We start from the raw sequence: 18,679 nt of genomic DNA, 5'->3' as shown, positions 1-18,679 counted from the left end.
TTCAATAAGGAGCACCATGTTACGACGTGATTTTCTGAAGGCGTCGGCGGCACTCGCTGCCGCCGGTTTTCCTGCAGCTTCGCTGCTGGCCGCGGGCACCGCGCCGGCACAATTGAAATTCCTGGGCCAGCCGCAAGCCTTTGATTACGCCTGGCTCAAGGGCCATGCAAAACAACTCGCCGGCAAAGCCTATGAACCGCCGGTGAACCATATCCCGCCCGAGGTCAAGGCGCTCGACTGGGACCAGTACCAGGCAATCAGCTACCGCGACGGCCATGCCTTGTGGGGCGAAGACCAGCTGCGTTTCCAGGTCAAGTTTTTCCACCTCGGCCTGTTCTTCAAGAGCCCGGTGCAGATCTACGAATTGAAGAACGGCCAGGCGCAAGAGCTGGCTTACGACTCGGCCATGTTCAACTACGGCAAGAGCGGCCTGAAGGCTGATCATATGCCGAAGGATCTCGGCTTTGCCGGCTTCCGCGTGAATTTCCATACCGACCTCGAGCGCGACATCACGGCGTTCCTGGGCGCCAGCTATTTCCGCGCAGTCGGCGCCGAATGGCAGTACGGCTTGTCGGCGCGTGGCCTGGCCATCGATTGCGGCATGGACAAGCCGGAAGAATTCCCGATGTTTACCAGTTTCTGGCTGGAGCGCCCGGCCAAGGATTCCGGCAAGCTGGTGGTCTATGCGCTGCTCGATTCGCCAAGCGTCGCCGGCGCTTACCGCTTCGAAATCCAGCCGTCGGCCACCATGGTGATGGATGTGGATGTCGCGCTGTATCCGCGCAAGACCATCGAACGGATGGGCGTGGCGCCGCTGACCAGCATGTTCCAGTATGGCGAGAACGACCGCCGCATCGGCGCCAGCGACGACTGGCGTCCGGAAATCCATGATTCCGACGGCCTTGCCATGCAGCGCGGCAACGGCGAATGGATCTGGCGTCCGCTGGTCAATCCCGAACACTTGCGCTTCAACGCTTATCAGGATGAAAATCCGCGCGGTTTCGGCCTGCTGCAGCGCGACCGCAATTTCGACCATTACCAGGATGACGGCGTGTTCTACGACCGCCGTCCGAGCCTGTGGGTGGAGCCGAAATCAGGCTGGGGCAAGGGCGCGGTACAATTGGTGGAAATCCCCACCGCCGACGAAACCTTCGACAATATCGTCGCCTTCTGGAATCCGGCCGACAAGCCGCAAGCCGGTCAGGAACGGCTGTTTGCCTACCGCCTGCACTGGGGCAGCAAGATGCCGTTCACGCCGCCGCTGGCGCAAGTCATGGCGACCCGCACCGGCATGGGCGGCGTGGTTGGCCAGAAGCGGGCTTATTACTCGCGCCGTTTCGCGATCGATTTTGCCGGCGGCGACCTGGCTTTGCTGGGCAAGGACGCCAAGGTCAAGCCGATGATCAGCGTTTCGCGCGGCAAGGTCGAGATTACTTCGGCGCGTCCGCTGGACGCGATCCACGGCTATCGCGTGATGTTCGACCTGAAGCCTGTCGACGACAGCGTCGAGCCGATCGATATCCGGGTCTACCTGGCGGCGGACAGCCAGCCGCTGAGCGAGACCTGGCTGTACCAGTGGACTCCGCCGGCGCCGGCCAAGCGCATTTATTAGCAGACTGTTACAACGGTTTCGCGAGTCAAAAGCAGGGCGGCCACTTGTGCCGTCCTGCCTGGCTGCGTTCAGAACCGCCTGCTAAATTTACAATATACTGTTGGGCTTGGGTCAGCTTTTTGCCCTGCCTATTTTTGGAGTATTTCCATGTTTGGTTGGTTCGAAAGACTGTTGTATCCGTATCCGGATACGGTCATGACGCCGCCGCCGCGCGGTTTTTTTGCGTTTGTCTGGGCCTGCACCAAGGGCCTGCGTCCCTACATCATTGCGATGACCTTGCTGACCGCCGTCACCGGCGCGTTCGAAGCTTTGCTGTTTGCCATGATGGGACGCATCGTCGACTGGCTGGGCCATGTGCAGCCGGTGGAACTGTGGAGCCATGAAAGCGGCAACCTGCTGTTGCTGGCGGGGATACTGCTGGCCAGCCCGGTGATCGTCGCCTTGCAAAGCATGTTCAAGCAGCAGGCGCTGGCGGGCAACTTTCCGATGCTGCTGCGCTGGAAATTCCACCGTCTGATGCTGAACCAGAGCATGCACTTTTACCAGGACGAGTTTGCCGGCCGGGTTGCCACCAAGGTCATGCAGACCTCGCTGGCAGTGCGCGACGTCTGCATGATCCTGTGCGACATCCTGGTGTTCGTGATGATCTATTTCGTCACCATGGTGGCGGTGGTCGGCAGTTTCGACGGCTGGATGCTGGTGCCGTTCCTCGGCTGGCTGGCGCTGTATGCCTCGGCGCTGCGTTATTTCGTGCCGCGCCTGAGCAAGGTCGCCAAGGCCCAGGCCGATGCACGTTCGCTGATGACCGGCCGCATTACCGACGCTTACACCAACATCGCTACCGTCAAGCTGTTCTCGCATGCAGGCCGCGAAGCCGGTTATGCGCGCTCGGCGATGCAGGAATTCCTGCAGACGGTGCACGGCCAGATGCGCCTGGTGACCGGCTTTGAAATCGTCAACCACACCTTGAGCATGCTGCTGATCCTGAGCACCGCCGGCGTTGCGCTATGGCTGTGGACCCAGGGCCAGGTCGGCATCGGCGCGGTGGCGGCGGCGACCGCGATGGCCTTGCGCCTGAACGGCATCTCGCACTGGGTGATGTGGGAATTCGCTTCCTTGTTCGAGCAGGTCGGCACGGTGCAGGACGGCATCAACACCTTGTCGCGCCAGCAGGCAGTGGTGGACCAGGCCGGCGCCAAGCCGCTGCAGGTCAGGCAGGGCACGCTCGATTTCGAGCGCGTCGGTTTTGCCTATGGCGGCCAGCGGCCGGTGATCGACCAGTTGTCCCTGCATATCCGCCCCGGCGAAAAGATCGGCCTGGTCGGCCGTTCCGGCGCGGGTAAATCGACTATCGTCAACCTGCTGCTGCGGTTTTACGATGTCGAGCAGGGCCGCATCCTGATCGATGGCCAGGATATCGCGCACGTCACGCAAGACAGCTTGCGGGCGCAGGTCGGCATGGTGACGCAGGATACGTCCCTGCTGCACCGTTCGGTGCGCGACAACCTGTTGTACGGCCGCCCTGACGCCACCGACGCCGACATGCTGGTGGCGGCGCAGCGGGCGGAGGCGCATGACTTCATCCTGACCCTGACCGATCCCAAGGGCCGCACCGGCTATGACGCCCATGTCGGCGAACGCGGCGTCAAGCTGTCCGGCGGCCAGCGCCAGCGGATTGCGATTGCGCGCGTGATGCTGAAAGATGCGCCTATCCTGTTGCTGGATGAAGCCACCAGCGCACTCGATTCGGAAGTCGAAGCGGCAATCCAGGCCAGCCTGTACCGGCTGATGGAAGGCAAGACGGTGGTGGCGATTGCGCACCGTTTATCGACCATCGCCGCCATGGATCGCCTGATTGTGCTCGACAAGGGCCGCATAGTGGAAGAGGGCGACCATCGCAGCTTGCTGGAGCGCGGCGGCCTGTATGCGCGCTTGTGGGCGCACCAGAGCGGCGGTTTCCTCGGCGAGGAAGTGGACGAAGATGTGCTCCCGGGCGAGGCCCAGGCTGCACTGGCTTGAAACAAACTCAAAAAAAAGCGCTGTTCGTTGTTCCTGAAATCCGATTACTCCTGAGTTTGCACCGATGACTGTTGAACCGACCGATAAATCCGCTTTGCCAACCGCGTTCGGCCACTCCGGCCGGCGCTGGCTGACTGCCATCCTGGCGCTCCTGATTGCAGCGGGAGCGGGCTTCCTGGTATGGAAGGCGTTCGGGCAGCGGCCGCCGCCGGCGCCTAAACCTGCGCCGGTGCGGCTGCAGACTGAAACGGTGCAGCGCGGCGATATCGAACAGGCGGTGCTTGCCAGCGGCAAGCTGCAGCTGCATAAATACAGCGACGTCGTGGCCCAGGTGTCGGGCCAGGTCAAGGATGTGCTGGTGTCGGTGGGCGACGAGGTCAAGGCCGGCAAGATGGTGGTCGAGATCACGCCGACCCTGCCGTCGGCGCGGCTGGAAAGCAACCGCGCCCAGCTGGCGCGGCTGCAGGCGGAGCTGGCGGACCAGCGCGCGCAGCTCGATTTCGCCGAGCTGCAGTTCAAGCGCCAGACGCAGCTGAAAGCGGAAAACGCCACGCGCGAAGAATCTTTCGAGTCGAGCCGCATGAGCATGTATTCGGCGGCGGCAAGGGTGGAGGCGATCAATGCCCAGATCCGCCAGACCGAAAGCACCATGAAGGACGATGAAGAAACGCGCAGCCATACGCAGGTAGCGGCGCCGATCAGCGGCACCGTGGTGTCGGTGGCTGCGCGCCCGGGCCAGGCGATAGGCGTCGGCCAGACGATGGTGCCTTTGTTGCGGATCGCCGACCTGGGCCGGCTGACGGTGCAGGCCAGGGTGGCGGAAATCGACGTGCCGCTGCTGCGCAAGGGAATGACCGCCTATTTCAGCACGCCGGGTTATCCGGGCAAGCGCTGGTCGGGCAAGTTGCGGCAAGTGGTGCCGGTGCCGGCCGACAGTTCGGGCGAGCAGGGCAAGCAGACTTTCTACAACGTCTTGTTCGAAGTCGACAATCCACAACAGGAACTGATGAGCGGCATGAGCGCCCAGGTCCGCTTTGTGCTGGCACAAGCCCAAAATGCGGTGCTGCTGCCGGTGGCGCTGCTGGGCAAGCCGGAAGTCGACGGCAGTTATCTGGTGAATGTGGCCGGGGCCGGCCAGCAGGCCAGTCCGCGCAAGATAAAAATCGGCATTCGCAGCGAGCAGATGGCACAGGTATTGTCTGGATTGGAGCCCGGCGAGCAGGTAGTGGTGGCCGGGGCGGCCGCGGTTGCGCCAGTACCGGCGCCGGCGGCAAAAAATGCCGCGGCGCCCGCGGCGGCAGCAGCCTCAGCGCCGAAAGCGCGCTGATGGAGTCGCCGATGAATCGCTTTTTTCTTCGCCGCCGGAGTTATATGGCTGCTTGCGTGAGCGTGCTGCTGCTGTCAGCCTGCGCCAGCCAGGTCGAGATCAGGGAGCCTACGCCCAGCGTGGAGATTCCGCAAAGCTGGGACCTGTCCGCCAACACCGGCGAGCAGGACTGGCCGGACAGCGGCTGGTGGAAGCGCTTCGGCAGCGACGAGCTGAGCCAGCTGGTGGCGCAAGGACAGAGCAGCAACCTGGAAATTGCCGCCGCCATCTCGCGGGTGCGCCAGGCCGAGGCGCAAGCACGGATTGCCGGCGCGCCTTTGCTGCCCAATGCGGATTTTTCAACCAGCATCAACCGGGCGTTGCCGCTCGCCTCCAGCGGCAGCGCCGTGACCTCTACCAGCGGCCTGGTCGAGATCGGCTATGAAGTCGATTTCTGGGGCAAGAACCGGGCCGGGCTGGCCGCCGCGGAAGCGTCTTTGCAAGCCAATCGCTATGACCGGGAAACGGTGGCGCTGACCGTCACCAGCGGCATTGTCTCGACTTACCTGCAAGTGCTGTCGCTGCGCGACCGCATCGAAATCGCCCAGCAAAACGTCGACAATGCGGAGCGGGTGCTGAAACTGGTGTCGGCGCAAAGCCGCGCCGGCTCTGCTTCGCCGCTGGACCTGGCGCGGCAGCGCTCGGCGGTGGCCGGGCAGAAAGCCGTGATTCCCGATCTCAAGCAGCAGGAGCGCGAAGCGCAGACTGCATTGGCGATACTGCTGGGACGGCCGCCCCAGACCTTCACCGTCAACGAGGCGGGACTGGCCAAGATTTTGCTGCCGCAGGTGACTCCCGGCTTACCGTCGGAATTGCTGTCGCGGCGTCCCGACATACGCCACGTCGAGGCTGAATTGGCCGCCGCCAATGCCAACGTCGCCAACGCCCGCGCCGCGCTGTTTCCCAGCATCCGCCTGACCGGTTCGGCCGGCGGCCAGAGCAACGCATTGCTGTCGCTGTTTAACGGCCCCAACATGCTGGCCAACCTCGGCGCCGGACTGGTGGCGCCTATTTTCGACGCCGGCCGCCTGAGCAGCCAGCGCGACCTGGCGATCGCCCAGAAACAGGAGCTGGTGCAGATTTACCGTTCGACGGTGATCGCGGCATTGTCCGAAGTCGATACGGCGCTGGGGCAGATCCGCAGCCTGGATGAACAGCGCAAGTTGAAAGTCACGGAAATGGAGCAGGCGCGCTTTGCTTTCGAATTGTCGGAAATTCGTTATCGCGTCGGCGCCGAAGATTTGATGACGGTGCTGGATACCCAGCGTTCCTTGTCAGAGGTGCAGAACGAACTTGGCCAGATCAAGCTCAAGCGCCTGAAAGCCACGGTATCGCTGTATAAAGCCTTGGGCGGAGGCTGGCAGGACGTACAGGCCAGGCCCGCCGCCGAGCCGACACAGGGCAGCTAGCGCCGCTTATACCGCGACCGGCGCCTTGATGTGCGCTTGCGGGTGATAGTCGAAGATCTCGAAATCCTCGAACCGATAATCGAAAATCGATTCCGGCTTGCGCTTGATCTCCAGGCGCGGCAGCGGCCCCGGGCTGCGCGACAGCTGTTCTTCGACTTGCGCCGCGTGGTTGGAATACAAATGGCAATCGCCGCCGGTCCAGATGAAGTCTCCAACCTCCAGCCCGCACTGCTGGGCCATCATGTGGGTCAGCAAGGCGTAGGAGGCGATGTTGAAGGGGACGCCCAGGAAGATGTCGGCGCTGCGCTGGTACAGCTGGCAGGACAGCTTGCCGTCGGCCACGTAGAACTGGAAGAAGGCGTGGCAGGGCGGCAGTTTCATCTGCGGGATATCGGCGACGTTCCAGGCTGAAACGATCAGCCGGCGCGAATCCGGGTTGTGCTTGATCTGCTCCACAACCTGCTTGATCTGGTCGATGTGCGCGCCGCCCGGCGCCGGCCATGAACGCCACTGAAAGCCGTAGATCGGCCCCAGGTTGCCGTCGCTGTCGGCCCATTCATCCCAAATTTTTACGTCGTTGTCTTTTAGGTACTTGATGTTGGTGGAGCCCGCCAGGAACCAGATCAGTTCATGGATGATCGAGCGCAGGTGCAGTTTCTTGGTGGTCAGCAAGGGAAAGCCGTCTTGCAGGTTGAAACGCATCTGGTAGCCGAACACGGAGCGGGTGCCGGTGCCGGTGCGGTCGGTTTTGACTGTGCCATGTTGTTGCACATGACGCATGAGATCTAGGTATTGGCGCATTTTTTTGTGATAACGGAAACGGATCGTGAGATTGTAACGCATTGCCGCGGCCGGATCGCCGGCGCCGCCGATCCGGTATTGTCATAGCAATATCAGCATTGGCGTTTTGCTGCGGCCGTTTATCTTTGTTGTACACGCAGAAGATAAATGATTGATAATCAAAAGCGCATGCGGGTGGTTTTTACCAGTCGCCGCATCCGGGCGACGGTTACAAATTAATGATTTTAGCTATGAACTTTTTGCAGAGGGTCTTCTCGAACGCTGTAGACCTATGTCATATATGGTCATTTCATTGTTATCGAAGCGCTGACCCGTTAGTGCAAGCAATACCTTCCAGGAGACCCCATGCTTAAATCAGAGAATTCGTTTTTCGGCGGCAAGCGAGAAACACCGACACCAAACTCCCCGTTCAGCGCCAGCAGCAACCTGACTTCCGGTAGCACCTCCATTCCAAAGGCGAATAATCCTGTGAGCACTCAAGCCAGCCATTCCGCATCCAGCACCAACGAAGTTGGCAGCAAGCTGATCGTCGGCCCGAACATCAAGCTCAAGGGCGTCGAAATCACCGATTGCGACACCTTGGTGGTCGAGGGCCGGGTTGAGGCGACGATGAATTCGCGCGTGATCCATATCGCTGAAAAAGGCGCCTTCAAGGGTTCGGCTGAAATCGACCTGGCCGAAATCTACGGTGAATTCGACGGCGACCTGACTGTCCGTGAAAAGCTGGTGATTTATTCGACCGGCAAGGTTTCCGGCAAAATCCGCTATGGCAAGGTTGTCATCGAAGAAGGCGGCCAGCTGACCGGTGAAGTGCAAGTCGGCACCTCGGCGGCATCCAGCGCCGCCAAGCCGGCTGCAGTTACTGCTGTAGCATAAGAGGCTGCCCCCGGCCGGGCGGCGTCCTGCCGACAAGGCCCGCGGCCTGTCTGGCCTGCGTTGTCTGTCTGCGGCAAAAACCAGAGTGGCGTCAAGCCACCCTGGTTTTTTGTCATGTACATGCAGGCATGCGACAATAGCGGCTTTGGCTCAACGCTAAAGCGCTTTCCGCCTCACACAAAACCATGAGCTATCCAGAATACATCCTTACCTTGTCCTGCCTCGACCAGCGCGGGATCGTCCACCGCGTCTCCGGCTTCCTGGCGGACCACGGCTGCAACATCATCGATTCGGCCCAGTTCGGCGACGCCCAGTCCCAGCTGTTTTTCATGCGCGTGCATTTTTCGTCGGAAGATGCGGCGGTTGCCGAAGAGCGCCTGAGGGCGGAATTTTCCGCGCTGGCCGACACCATGCAGATGCAATGGCAGCTGCATGATGCGTGCAAGAAGCCGCGCCTGATGCTGATGGTGTCGAAAATCGGCCATTGCCTGAACGACTTGCTGTTCCGTTACAAGAGCGGCCTGCTGCCGGTGGAAATTTCGGCCATCGTATCGAACCATACCGATTTCTACCAGCTGGCCGCCAGCTACAACATTCCGTTCCACCATCTGCCCCTGGCCGCAGGCGCTTCCAAGGAAGCCAAGCAGGCGCAGGAAGCCAAGGTGCTGGACATCGTCGAGGCCAACAACATCGACCTGGTGGTGCTGGCGCGCTACATGCAGATACTGTCGCCGGCCATGTGCACCGCGCTGGCCGGGCGCGCCATCAATATCCACCATTCCTTCCTGCCCAGTTTCAAGGGCGCCAAACCTTATTACCAGGCGCATGAGCGCGGCGTCAAGCTGATCGGCGCCACCGCGCATTTCGTCACCGGCGACCTGGACGAGGGGCCGATCATTGAACAGGACGTGGCGCGCGTCGATCACGCGATGGAGCCGGATACCCTGACGGCAATCGGACGCGACGTCGAGTGCGTAGTGCTGGCGCGGGCGGTGAAATGGTTTGTCGAACACAGGATCTTGCTCAACGGGCATAAGACGGTGGTGTTCAAGTAAGAATAAAAAAATGGCCTCGATGTGAATCGAGGCCATTTTTTCATTGCGTCGCGGGATGCCGCGGCGGCTTTCAGCGCAAAGCGTCCACCAGCTTTTCCAGCTTGACCGCATCGGCGCTGAACTGGCGTATTCCTTCCGACAGCTTTTCAGTAGCCATCGCATCGTTGTTCAGCATGGTGCGGAACGTAGTCTCGTCCAGGTCGATTTTCTTCAGGTCGCTCAGCTTCGCCTCTTCAGGGTTGAGCTTGCGGCTGACCGGGGCGTCGCTCTCGGCCAGTTTCTGCAGCAGGTCGGGGCTGATGGTGAGCAGGTCGCAACCGGCCAGTTCGACGATTTGCGAAGTGTTGCGGAAGCTGGCGCCCATGACTTCGGTGGCGTAGCCGAATTTGCGGAAGTAGTTGTAGACCTGCTTGACCGACTGCACGCCGGGATCGTCGGCGCCGCTGTAGTCCTGGCCGCTGGATTTCTTGTACCAGTCGTAGATGCGGCCGACAAACGGCGAAATCAGCTGCACCTTGGCTTCGGCGCAGGCAATCGCCTGCGGCAGCGAAAACAGCAAGGTCAGGTTGCAATGGATGCCGGCCTTCTGCAGCACCTCGGCCGCCCGTATGCCTTCCCAGGTAGAGGCGATCTTGATCAGCACGCGTTCGCGGTCTATCCCGGCGGCTTCATACAGCTTGATCAGGGCGTGCCCTTTATCGATGCTGCCTTGGGTATCGAACGACAGGCGGGCATCGGTTTCGGTGGAGACCCGGCCCGGGATGATTTTCAGGATTTCCTTACCGAAGGTGATCAGCAGGTGGTCGATGATGTCGGCAGTCGACAGCTGCGCGTGTTCCTTGACCGTCTGGCTCAGCAGCGGCTGGTACTCCGGCTTCTGCACCGCTTTCAGGATCAGCGATGGATTGGTGGTGGCGTCGCGCGGCGCAAACGCCTTGATCGACTGGAAGTCGCCGGTGTCGGCAACAATGGTGGTGAATTGCTTGAGTTGTTCGAGTTGGTTCATGGCAGCGTAGAAGGGCAGGGACGGTTAGTCGGAAATACTGCGCGGGAGTACTGCGGAAATACCACCCTGTCATTCTACGCAATTTACAGCGGTTTGCCACGCATGGACAGATCAGCAATATCCTGCGTGGCGGTAGCAATGCATTCAGCTGATGCGTTCTTCAGTCTGGGCATCGAACAGGACTGCTTTCGAGAGGTCGAACGCCAGTTGCATCTGGTCCTTGGGTTTGGCTGCAGCGCGCGGGTGGGTCCGGCAGGTGACGCGGGCGTTATTGAAGGTGGTGAACACCAGCGTGTCGGGGCCGGTAGGTTCGGTCAGCTCGACGGTGCAGCCGACTTCGGTCGGATGGTAGCTGCCATTGCTGTCGCTGACTTCCGAACCGCGTGCGCTCTGGGCGTCGGTAACGTGCTCCGGACGGATGCCAAGGATGATTTCGCGGCCGATCCAGGATGCGATCTGCGGATCCTGCGCTTGCACCGGCGCCAGCGGCAGCAGGGTTTTTTGTCCCGCGTGTTCGAGTTCGAACGCCGGGCCGTGGCCGTTGGCGACCAGGTTGCCGCGCATGAAATTCATCGACGGCGATCCGATGAAACCGGCCACGAACAGGTTGCTTGGATTGTCGTAGATTTCCTGCGGGCTGCCAAACTGCTGCACCACGCCGTCTTTCATCACGGCGATACGGTCGCCCAGCGTCATCGCTTCAATCTGGTCATGCGTGACGTACACGATGGTGCTGCCCAGGCGCTGATGCATCAGCTTGATTTCCGCGCGCATCTCGACCCGCAGCTTGGCGTCCAGGTTGGACAGCGGTTCGTCGAACAGGAACAGCGACGGATCGCGCGCAATGGCGCGGCCCATGGCGACGCGCTGCCGCTGCCCGCCCGACAGCAGGGCCGGCTTGCGGTCCAGCAGGTGGGTGATCTGCAGCGTGGTGGCGACGCGGTCGACGATCTGTTTCTGTTCTGCTTTCGGCACCTTGCGAATGCCCAGGCCGAACGAAATGTTCTCGCGCACCGTCATGGTCGGATACAAGGCGTAGGACTGGAACACCATGGCGATGTCGCGCTCCTTGGGCGCTACATCGTTGACGCAGCGGTCGCCGATCATGATCTGTCCTTCGGACACCGTTTCCAGCCCGGCAATCATGTTCAGCAGCGTCGACTTGCCGCAGCCTGAACCGCCGACCAGGATCAGGAACTGGCCGTCTTCGATTTCCAGGTCGATGCCCTTGAGGACTTCATTGCCGTTCGGGTAGACCTTGCGCACATTGCGAATTGATAAGCTTGCCATCTTTAAATCATTCCTTAAATAATTTTACTTATTTGTTATGGGGCAGAGCTGCCTGCCTTTAGCCCTTGACCGCTCCGGCAGTGAGGCCGCGCACAAAATATTTACCCGCCAGCAGATACACCACCAGCGTCGGCAAGGCAGCAATGATGGCCGCCGCCATGTTGACGTTGTATTCGGTCACGCCGGTGGACGTATTCACCAGGTTGTTCAGGGCGACCGTGACCGGCTTGGCGTCGGAGCCGCCGAACACCACGCCGAACAGGAAGTCGTTCCAGATTTGCGTGAATTGCCAGATGAAGCAGACCATGAAAATCGGCAGCGACAGCGGGAAGATGATTTTCCAGTAAGTCATGAAGAAACCTGCGCCGTCGATACGGGCCGCCTTGACCAGTTCTTCCGGCACTGTCACGTAGTAGTTGCGGAAGAACAGCGTGGTGAACGCGATGCCGTAGACGATATGTACAAACACCAGGCCGGGCGTGGTGTTGGCCAGGTCGACCGTGCCCAGCAGGCGCGCCATCGGCAGGATCACGACCTGGAACGGAATGAAGCAGCCCACCATCAAGGCGGTGAACAGGATTTCCGAACCGCGGAAACGCCAGTGCGCCAGCACGTAGCCGTTGAGCGAGCCGACGAAGGTCGAAATCAGGACCGCCGGCACCGCCATCCTGATCGAGTTCATGAAGAACGGCTCCAGGCCGTTGCAGTCGACGCCGGTGCAGGCGGTGCTCCAGGCTTTGCTCCAGGCCGCGCCGGTAGGAGACATGGGCAAGGACAGCAGGTTGCCCGAGCGGATCTCATCCAGCGTCTTGACCGAGGTGCTCAGCATGACGTACAGCGGAGCCAGGTAGTACAGCGCGCACAGGACCAGCAGCGCATAAATGACGATGCGGCCGACGCTGAGCTTGCTGTTTTCGTTATAGATGGTGTTGCTGGTGCTGTCAGCGGCCATTGCGCGCTCCTTTGGTTTCCAGGTACATCATGGGCACCAGCACTGCCAGTACGGTGGCCAGCATCATCATCGCCGATGCCGCACCCAAGCCAAGTTGACCGCGTGAGAAAGAAAACTGATACATGAAAATTGCCGGCAGGTCGGAGGAAGTCCCCGGTCCGCCTGCGGTCAGCGCCATCACCAGGTCGAAGCTCTTGATCGCGATATGCGCCAGCACCAGCAATACGCTGAAGAACACCGGGCGCAGGGCCGGGATCACGATGCGGCGATAGATGGTCGGCAGGCTGGCGCCGTCGACCATGGCAGCCTTGATGATGCTGTCGTCGATGCCGCGCAGGCCGGCCAGGAACAGGGCCATCACGAATCCCGAGGATTGCCAGACGCCGGCGATCACCACGGTATAGATGGAGAAATCGGAATTCACCAGCCAGTCGAAATGGAAGTTGGCGAAGCCCCAGTCGTGCATCATTTTTTCCAGGCCCAGGCCTGGATTGAGGATCCATTTCCAGGCGGCGCCGGTGACGATGAAGGACAGCGCCATCGGATACAGGTAGATTGCGCGCAAAGCGCCTTCAGCGCGGATCTTCTGGTCCAGCAGGATCGCCATGATGAGGCCGATCGCCAGGCAGAACAGGATGAACAGGCCGCCGAAAATGCCCAGGTTGGCGGCAGCTACCCACCAGCGGTCCAGGCCGAACAGCGTGACATATTGATTGAAGCCGGAAATCTCGTAATTCGGCATCATGCGTGAATTGGTCAGCGACAGCCAGGCGGTGACGCCGATGAAGCCGTATACGAAGACCAGCGACAGGATGATGGTGGGCGACAATACCAGGCGTGGCAGCCAGGCATCGGCGATTGCCGCAATGCGCCCTTGCTGCTTGGGCGTGTGGCTTGGACTCCCGGCAGCCGCAGCTGTGTAGGGGAGGGTGTGATCGGACATGCAAGTCTCCTGAAGCAGGATCAGAGCCGGCGCCGGCGGTGTTCTGTTGGACACCGCCGGACACGGCGGGGGCCGAATCGATGTTACTCGCTTCGGCCCCGGTTCTCATTTACTCTAAAAAAACACTAGGCAAACAGCAAAAATACTCATTTACTAGTAATTTATTGTGTCTTTGCTGCTTTTGCCAGCGCCTGTGCCGCAGCCTGCGAAGTCATGTTCGAATGCATGAACTTGGAAACGACGTCGAACATCGCGCCCTGTACCGCGGAGCTGACAGCCATGCCGTGCGCCATGCTTGGTTCCAGCGTGCCGGCTTTGCTGGAAGCGGCCATGTCGTCCATCGATTCGATGGCGCAGCTGTCGAACTTGGTGCGCGGGATGTCAGGGCGGACCGGGATCGAACCCTTGTTCAGGTTGAACACTTCCTGGAACTCAGGGCTCATGATGGCGGTGGCCAGGGTCAGCTGAGCCTTTTGCGAATCAGGATTCTTGACCTTGAACATGGCGATCGAGTCGATGTTGTAGGTGTACGACTTGGCAGTGCCAGGAGCTGGTGCGCACAGGAAGTCCTTGCCTGGCTGCTTGCCGGCAGCGGTGAACTCGCCCTTGGCCCAGTCGCCCATGAACTGCATGCCGGCCTTGCCGTTGATGACCATTGCAGTCGCCAGGTTCCAGTCGCGGCCTGGAGCGTCCTTGTCGATATAACCCTTGATCTTGCCCAGCGTATCGAAGGTCTTGATCATGGTCGGGCCGGTCAGGGTGGCCGGATCGAGCTTGACCAGCGCCTTGTTGTAGAAGTCGGCGCCGCCTACGCCCAGCGCAACGGTTTCAAACACGGTCGCATCTTGCCAAGGCTGGCCGCCTTGGGCGACGGCGATGAAGCCGGCTTTCTGGATCTTGTCTGCAGCGTCGAAGAATTCAGGCCAGGTAGTGGGCACTTTGGCGCCGGCTTTTTTCAAGACTTCCGGATTGATCCAGAGCCAGTTGACGCGATGCACGTTGACCGGAGCCGCCACGTAATGACCTTGGTATTTCATGGTGTTGGAGACCACCTTGGGCAGCAGCGAATCCCATTTGCCCGCGGTAGCCGCGGCATCGATGTTCGCCAGCACGCCTTCCTGGCCCCATTCCTGGATCGATGGTCCCTTGATCTGCGCCGCTGTCGGAGGGCTGCCTGCGATCACGCGGGCTTTCAGCGCGGTCGTGGCGTTTTCGCCTGCGCCGCCGGCAACCGCAAAGTCCTTCCAGGTGACGCCCTTGGCTTCCATGATCTTTTTCAACTCAGCGACTGATTTGGCTTCGCCGCCCGATGTCCAGTAATGCAGCACTTCGACCTCAGCCGCGTGAACCGCGGCGGCGCTGGACAGCAGTGCAGTAGTTGCGAATACCGATTTTATTATTTGATTCAGTTTCATTCTTGTCTCCTGTGTTGAGAATTAATCTGCGATGAATACTTTGCTACCTGATGATAATCCTTGCAAAAGCTTGCCGGCACCCTATTGTGGCTGCCGCCAGGCCTGACACTGCTTTGTTGCTCCCACTTCAAACCTGCATGTACGCAACGGCCGGGAAATGCCGCAAGGCTACGTTCTTTTACCAGTTCGAACCCTGCGAAATTATCCGCCCATGTGTATCATGTGAAAAACTAGTAAAACTACATGCGATCTTGAGTTTCCCTGTAAATATGAAGGATTTACTCCTTACGCCGCTTGTAATTGTAGTAATGCTACATTAATATTGCAATATAAGTTTTTTATTTATTACAAAAATTTTGATGCAGCCAACTATTCCTTTTACTTTTACGCTGTTCGGAGCGACCGGCGACTTATCGATGCGGAAGATACTTCCGGCGTTGTTTGTTGCCCATCGGGAAGGGAAGCTGCACCAGGATGGTCGCATTATTTGCGTCGCCAAGCAGGATTTCAGCCAGGAAGACTACCTGGCGTGGGTCAGCAAGAGCGCCATCCCCTATGTAAAGAGCGGCGTGGCGGGAGCCGAGGACGATGCGCATTGGCAGAGCTTCCTGGCGCGCATCACTTACCTGCCGCTGGACCTGACGGACCGCGCCGGGTATCGGGCGCTGGCAGAGGCGCTGGCTGCCAGCAAGGCGGTGTCGGTGTTTTACCTGGCGACGTCGCCCTCGCTGTTCGAGCCGATCTGCGCCAACCTGGCTGCCAGCGAGATCGACCTGTCGCAGGCGCGGCTGGTGCTGGAAAAGCCGCTGGGACACGATTTGCTGTCGTCGCGCGCGATCAACGATGCGGTAGCGCGGGTCTTCGCCGAAGAGCAGATTTATCGCATCGACCATTATTTAGGCAAGGAAGCGGTGCAAAACCTGCTGGCCCTGCGTTTCGCCAATTCCTTGTTTGAACCGCTGTGGCGGCGCGAATCGGTGGCGCATGTGCAGCTGACGATCGCTGAACAGCTGGGTGTAGAAGGGCGCGGCGAGTTCTACGACGCCACCGGCGCCATGCGCGACATGGTGCAAAACCATCTGCTGCAGCTGCTCTGCATGGTGGCGATGGAGCCGCCGACCTCGCTGGATGCGGATGCGGTGCGCGATGAGAAGTTGCGCGTATTGCGCGCCCTCAAGCCGTTTTCGGCGGAAGACATGGAACTCAAGGCGGTGCGCGGCCAGTACGTAGCGGGCGCGGTCGACGACAAATCGGTGGCGGCATACCGGCAAGAGCCAGGGGTAGGGGCGGAGTCGCAGACCGAAACATTCGTTGCCTTGCATGCCGAGATCAATAACTGGCGCTGGGCCGGCGTGCCGTTTTTCCTGCGCACCGGCAAGCGCCTGGCGCAGCGCACGGCGGAAATCGTGATCACTTTCCGGCCTATCCCGCACGCCATCTTGCCGATGCCGGGCGGCCTGGCCGGCGGCAGCAGCAATCGCCTGGTGATCCGCTTGCAGCCGGATGAGTCGATCCAGCTGCATTGCCTGGCAAAGCAGCCTGGCGATGGAATGACAGTAGAGCCGGTGGCGCTCGACCTGGCTTTCGACCAGGCGTTCAAGCAACGCCGGGCCGAAGCCTATGAGCGTTTGCTGCTTGACGCAATCCGTGGAAATTTGTCCCTGTTCGTGCGGCGCGACGAACAGGAAGCAGCCTGGCGCTGGGTGGGGCCGCTGCTGCGTCATTGGCAAAGCAGCTCGGCCCCGCCCAAACCGTATATGGCAGGCAGCTGGGGGCCGACCGCATCGTTCGCGATGATGGCGCGGGCCGGCGCCCAGTGGCCGGAAGATCGTTGAGTCCCTGACCGAAAAATTTGCGAAGCGTGGCATGGCGAAGCAATCGCCGCCGCCCATCCTACTAACAGTATTTAAGTGAAAGTTTTACACCATGTCTTCATCCACGATCATGAGCGCTAGCGAGAATCCGGCAACTAGCTATCTGGATGGTCCGCGCCTGCTGGCAGACGTCGGCGGCACCAATGCGCGCTTCGGCCTGGAGCGGGCGCCGGGCCAGATCGACTCGATACAGACCTTGCGTTGCGCCGACTATGCCGAATTCGCCCTGGCGGTCGAGGCATACTTGTCGGCCAGCCAGCATCCGCAGGTGCGGCATGCGGCGATTGCGATCGCCAACCCGGTGCAGGGCGACGATATCAAGATGACCAACCACGATTGGGAATTTTCGATAGAAACCACGCGCCGCCGCCTGAACCTGGATACGCTGCTGGTGGTCAATGATTTCACCGCGCTGTCGATGTCCTTGCCGCACCTGGAGCAATCGCATTGCATCCAGGTCGGCGCCGGCAGAGCCCTGAGCGGCGGCGTGGTCGGCCTGGTCGGCGCCGGCACCGGGCTTGGCGTGGGCGGGCTGATTCCCACCGAAGGCCGCTGGATCGCGCTGGGCAGCGAAGGCGGCCACGTCACCTTTGCGCCTGGCGATGCGCGCGAGGCGGCGGTGCTGGCTTACTGCTGGCGCACTTATTCTCACGTTTCCGCCGAGCGCCTGGTTTCCGGCCCCGGCATTGAAATGATTTACCAGGCGCTGGCCGACCTGCAAGGTATTGCCAAACCTGAGCCTTTGCAGACTGCGCAGATTGTCGAACGGGCGTTGCAAGGCCAGGACGGCTTGTGCATGGAAGTGGTCGAATGTTTTTGCGCGATGCTGGGAACGGTGGCCGGCGACGTCGCGGTGACCTTGGGCACCCTGGGCGGCTTGTACATCGGCGGCGGCGTGGTGCCGCGCCTGGGCGAGTATTTCGCGCGTTCGCCGTTCCGCGCACGTTTCGAGAGCAAAGGGCGTTTCAGCAATTACCTGGCAAAGATCCCGACCTTTGTCATCACCGCGCCGTACCCGGCTTTTGTCGGGGTCGCGGCGATCCTTTCCGAGCACCTGGGCGGCGGCAATGCCGTGCCTATCCTGGAAAAGATCCGCAAGGCGCGCGACCAGTTTTCACCGGCCGAACAGAAGGTCGCCAGCCTGATCCTGGCGCATCCGCGCGCCGTGATGAGCGAGCCGATTTCAGAAATCGCCAGGCGCGCCGATGTCAGCCAGCCGACCGTGATCCGTTTTTGCCGCACCATGGGTTGCCAGGGGCTGGCCGATTTCAAGCTGAAGCTGGCTTCCGGCGTCACCGGCACGGTGCCGGTCGCGCATAGCCAGGTCCACGTCGGCGATTCCTCGCTGGATGTCGGCGTCAAGGTAGTCGACAACACCATTTCGGCGATGATGGAAGTGCGCGACAACCTCAACGCCGATACCTTGTCGCGCGTGATTGAAGTATTGAGCCAGGCCAGCCGCATCGAGTTCTACGGCTTCGGCAGCTGTGGCCTGGTGGCCGAGGATGCGCAGCAAAAATTCTTCCGCCTGGGCATTCCATCCTCGGCATATACCGATCCGCAGCTGCAGGAAGTTTCCGCCGCCATGCTGAAAAGCAGCGATGTGGTGGTGGTGATTTCGAATTCAGGACGTTTGCGCCACCTGGCGCCGGCGGTCGAGGTCGCGGTGCATTCCGGCGCTACCATCATTGCGCTGGCGCCGAGCAATTCGCAGCTGGCCAAGCGCGCACATTACACGCTGGCGGTCGAACACGATGAAAGCAGCATGATGCACATCCCGATGGTGTCGCGGATCCTGCTGCTGCTGTTGATCGATGTGCTGGCGGTGGGCGTGTCGCTCAACCGTTCCAGTCCGTTTGCCGAACTGCAGCGCCAGGCCAAGCGCGGCATCCTGACCCATATCGCTTCACTGGGCGAATCGGACAGCGACAAGATCACCGCCGAGCGCGACGGCAAGCCGGTGCAATCGGCGCGCAGCGACCAAGAGGTGACCTTGTCGCCGAATGTCATTTCCCATATCAAGTAATCATCTGTAGCCTGTAGCCGCTTATTTTCTTGTTC

Annotated in this window: 14 protein-coding genes; 8 read left to right on the top strand and 6 right to left on the bottom strand. The window is 60.6% G+C overall.

Annotated elements, in window-relative coordinates; translation table 11 throughout:
• Positions 1-16: 16 nt before the first annotated feature.
• The 4 genes from V8G57_RS02965 to V8G57_RS02950 all read left to right on the top strand — a co-directional run bounded on the left by V8G57_RS02965 (position 17) and on the right by V8G57_RS02950 (position 6,406).
• Complete coding sequence (locus tag V8G57_RS02965; protein WP_342828147.1) at positions 17-1,612, top strand: OpgD/OpgG family glucan biosynthesis protein; 1,596 nt, start codon at positions 17-19, stop codon at positions 1,610-1,612.
• 147 nt (positions 1,613-1,759) lie between these two features.
• Positions 1,760-3,631, top strand: coding sequence for an ABC transporter ATP-binding protein (locus tag V8G57_RS02960; RefSeq protein WP_342828146.1), 1,872 nt, complete (start codon positions 1,760-1,762; stop codon positions 3,629-3,631).
• A 64-nt stretch (positions 3,632-3,695) separates the two neighbouring features.
• Positions 3,696-4,958 carry an efflux RND transporter periplasmic adaptor subunit gene (locus tag V8G57_RS02955; protein ID WP_342828145.1) on the top strand — a complete coding sequence of 421 codons (1,263 nt, stop codon included), beginning with the start codon at positions 3,696-3,698 and terminating at the stop codon, positions 4,956-4,958.
• A 44-nt stretch (positions 4,959-5,002) separates the two neighbouring features.
• Positions 5,003-6,406: an efflux transporter outer membrane subunit gene (locus V8G57_RS02950; RefSeq protein WP_342828144.1), complete on the top strand. Its 1,404-nt coding sequence runs from the start codon at positions 5,003-5,005 to the stop codon at positions 6,404-6,406.
• A gap of 6 nt (positions 6,407-6,412) precedes the next feature.
• On the opposite strand, the gene V8G57_RS02945 is transcribed toward V8G57_RS02950, so the two are convergent.
• Positions 6,413-7,207: a thymidylate synthase gene (locus V8G57_RS02945; RefSeq protein ID WP_342828143.1), complete on the bottom strand. Its 795-nt coding sequence runs from the start codon at positions 7,205-7,207 to the stop codon at positions 6,413-6,415.
• Positions 7,208-7,552: 345 nt separating this feature from the next.
• Between V8G57_RS02945 and V8G57_RS02940 the strand changes: the two genes are divergently transcribed.
• Both V8G57_RS02940 and purU read left to right on the top strand, forming a co-directional pair.
• A complete protein-coding gene (locus V8G57_RS02940) occupies positions 7,553-8,083 on the top strand; it encodes a bactofilin family protein (protein WP_092398419.1) in 531 nt (176 codons plus the stop codon).
• A 185-nt stretch (positions 8,084-8,268) separates the two neighbouring features.
• Positions 8,269-9,138 (top strand): formyltetrahydrofolate deformylase, encoded by an 870-nt coding sequence (purU, locus tag V8G57_RS02935; protein ID WP_342828142.1) that lies wholly within the window; start codon positions 8,269-8,271, stop codon positions 9,136-9,138.
• A gap of 70 nt (positions 9,139-9,208) precedes the next feature.
• Here purU and tal read toward each other — a convergent pair whose 3' ends face one another.
• The 5 genes from tal to V8G57_RS02910 all read right to left on the bottom strand — a co-directional run bounded on the left by tal (position 9,209) and on the right by V8G57_RS02910 (position 14,744).
• On the bottom strand, positions 9,209-10,144 hold the full coding sequence (tal, locus tag V8G57_RS02930; protein ID WP_342828141.1) for a transaldolase: 936 nt from the start codon (positions 10,142-10,144) through the stop codon (positions 9,209-9,211).
• A 144-nt stretch (positions 10,145-10,288) separates the two neighbouring features.
• The gene (locus V8G57_RS02925) at positions 10,289-11,434 is read right to left on the bottom strand and encodes an ABC transporter ATP-binding protein (protein ID WP_092398413.1); all 1,146 of its coding nucleotides are present in this window, start codon (positions 11,432-11,434) and stop codon (positions 10,289-10,291) included.
• 58 nt (positions 11,435-11,492) lie between these two features.
• A complete protein-coding gene (locus tag V8G57_RS02920) occupies positions 11,493-12,386 on the bottom strand; it encodes a carbohydrate ABC transporter permease (protein ID WP_092398411.1) in 894 nt (297 codons plus the stop codon).
• Positions 12,376-13,329: a carbohydrate ABC transporter permease gene (locus tag V8G57_RS02915; protein WP_342828140.1), complete on the bottom strand. Its 954-nt coding sequence runs from the start codon at positions 13,327-13,329 to the stop codon at positions 12,376-12,378. Before V8G57_RS02915 ends, V8G57_RS02920 begins: the two co-directional genes overlap by 11 nt.
• 161 nt (positions 13,330-13,490) lie before the next feature.
• Positions 13,491-14,744, bottom strand: a complete 1,254-nt coding sequence (locus V8G57_RS02910; protein ID WP_342828139.1) for an ABC transporter substrate-binding protein — start codon at positions 14,742-14,744, stop codon at positions 13,491-13,493.
• A 359-nt stretch (positions 14,745-15,103) separates the two neighbouring features.
• On the opposite strand from V8G57_RS02910, the gene zwf reads away from it, so the two are divergent.
• A complete protein-coding gene (gene zwf, locus V8G57_RS02905; protein WP_342828138.1) occupies positions 15,104-16,579 on the top strand; it encodes a glucose-6-phosphate dehydrogenase in 1,476 nt (491 codons plus the stop codon).
• Positions 16,580-16,670: 91 nt separating this feature from the next.
• Positions 16,671-18,644 (top strand): glucokinase, encoded by a 1,974-nt coding sequence (locus V8G57_RS02900; protein ID WP_342828137.1) that lies wholly within the window; start codon positions 16,671-16,673, stop codon positions 18,642-18,644.
• The last annotated feature ends 35 nt before the right edge of the window (positions 18,645-18,679 follow it).

It is taken from the genome of Collimonas rhizosphaerae (genome assembly GCF_038896935.1).
Lineage (GTDB): Bacteria > Pseudomonadota > Gammaproteobacteria > Burkholderiales > Burkholderiaceae_D > Collimonas > Collimonas rhizosphaerae.
Note: the sequence above shows the minus strand (reverse complement) of the source record. Positions and strands in the feature narration are given on the sequence as shown.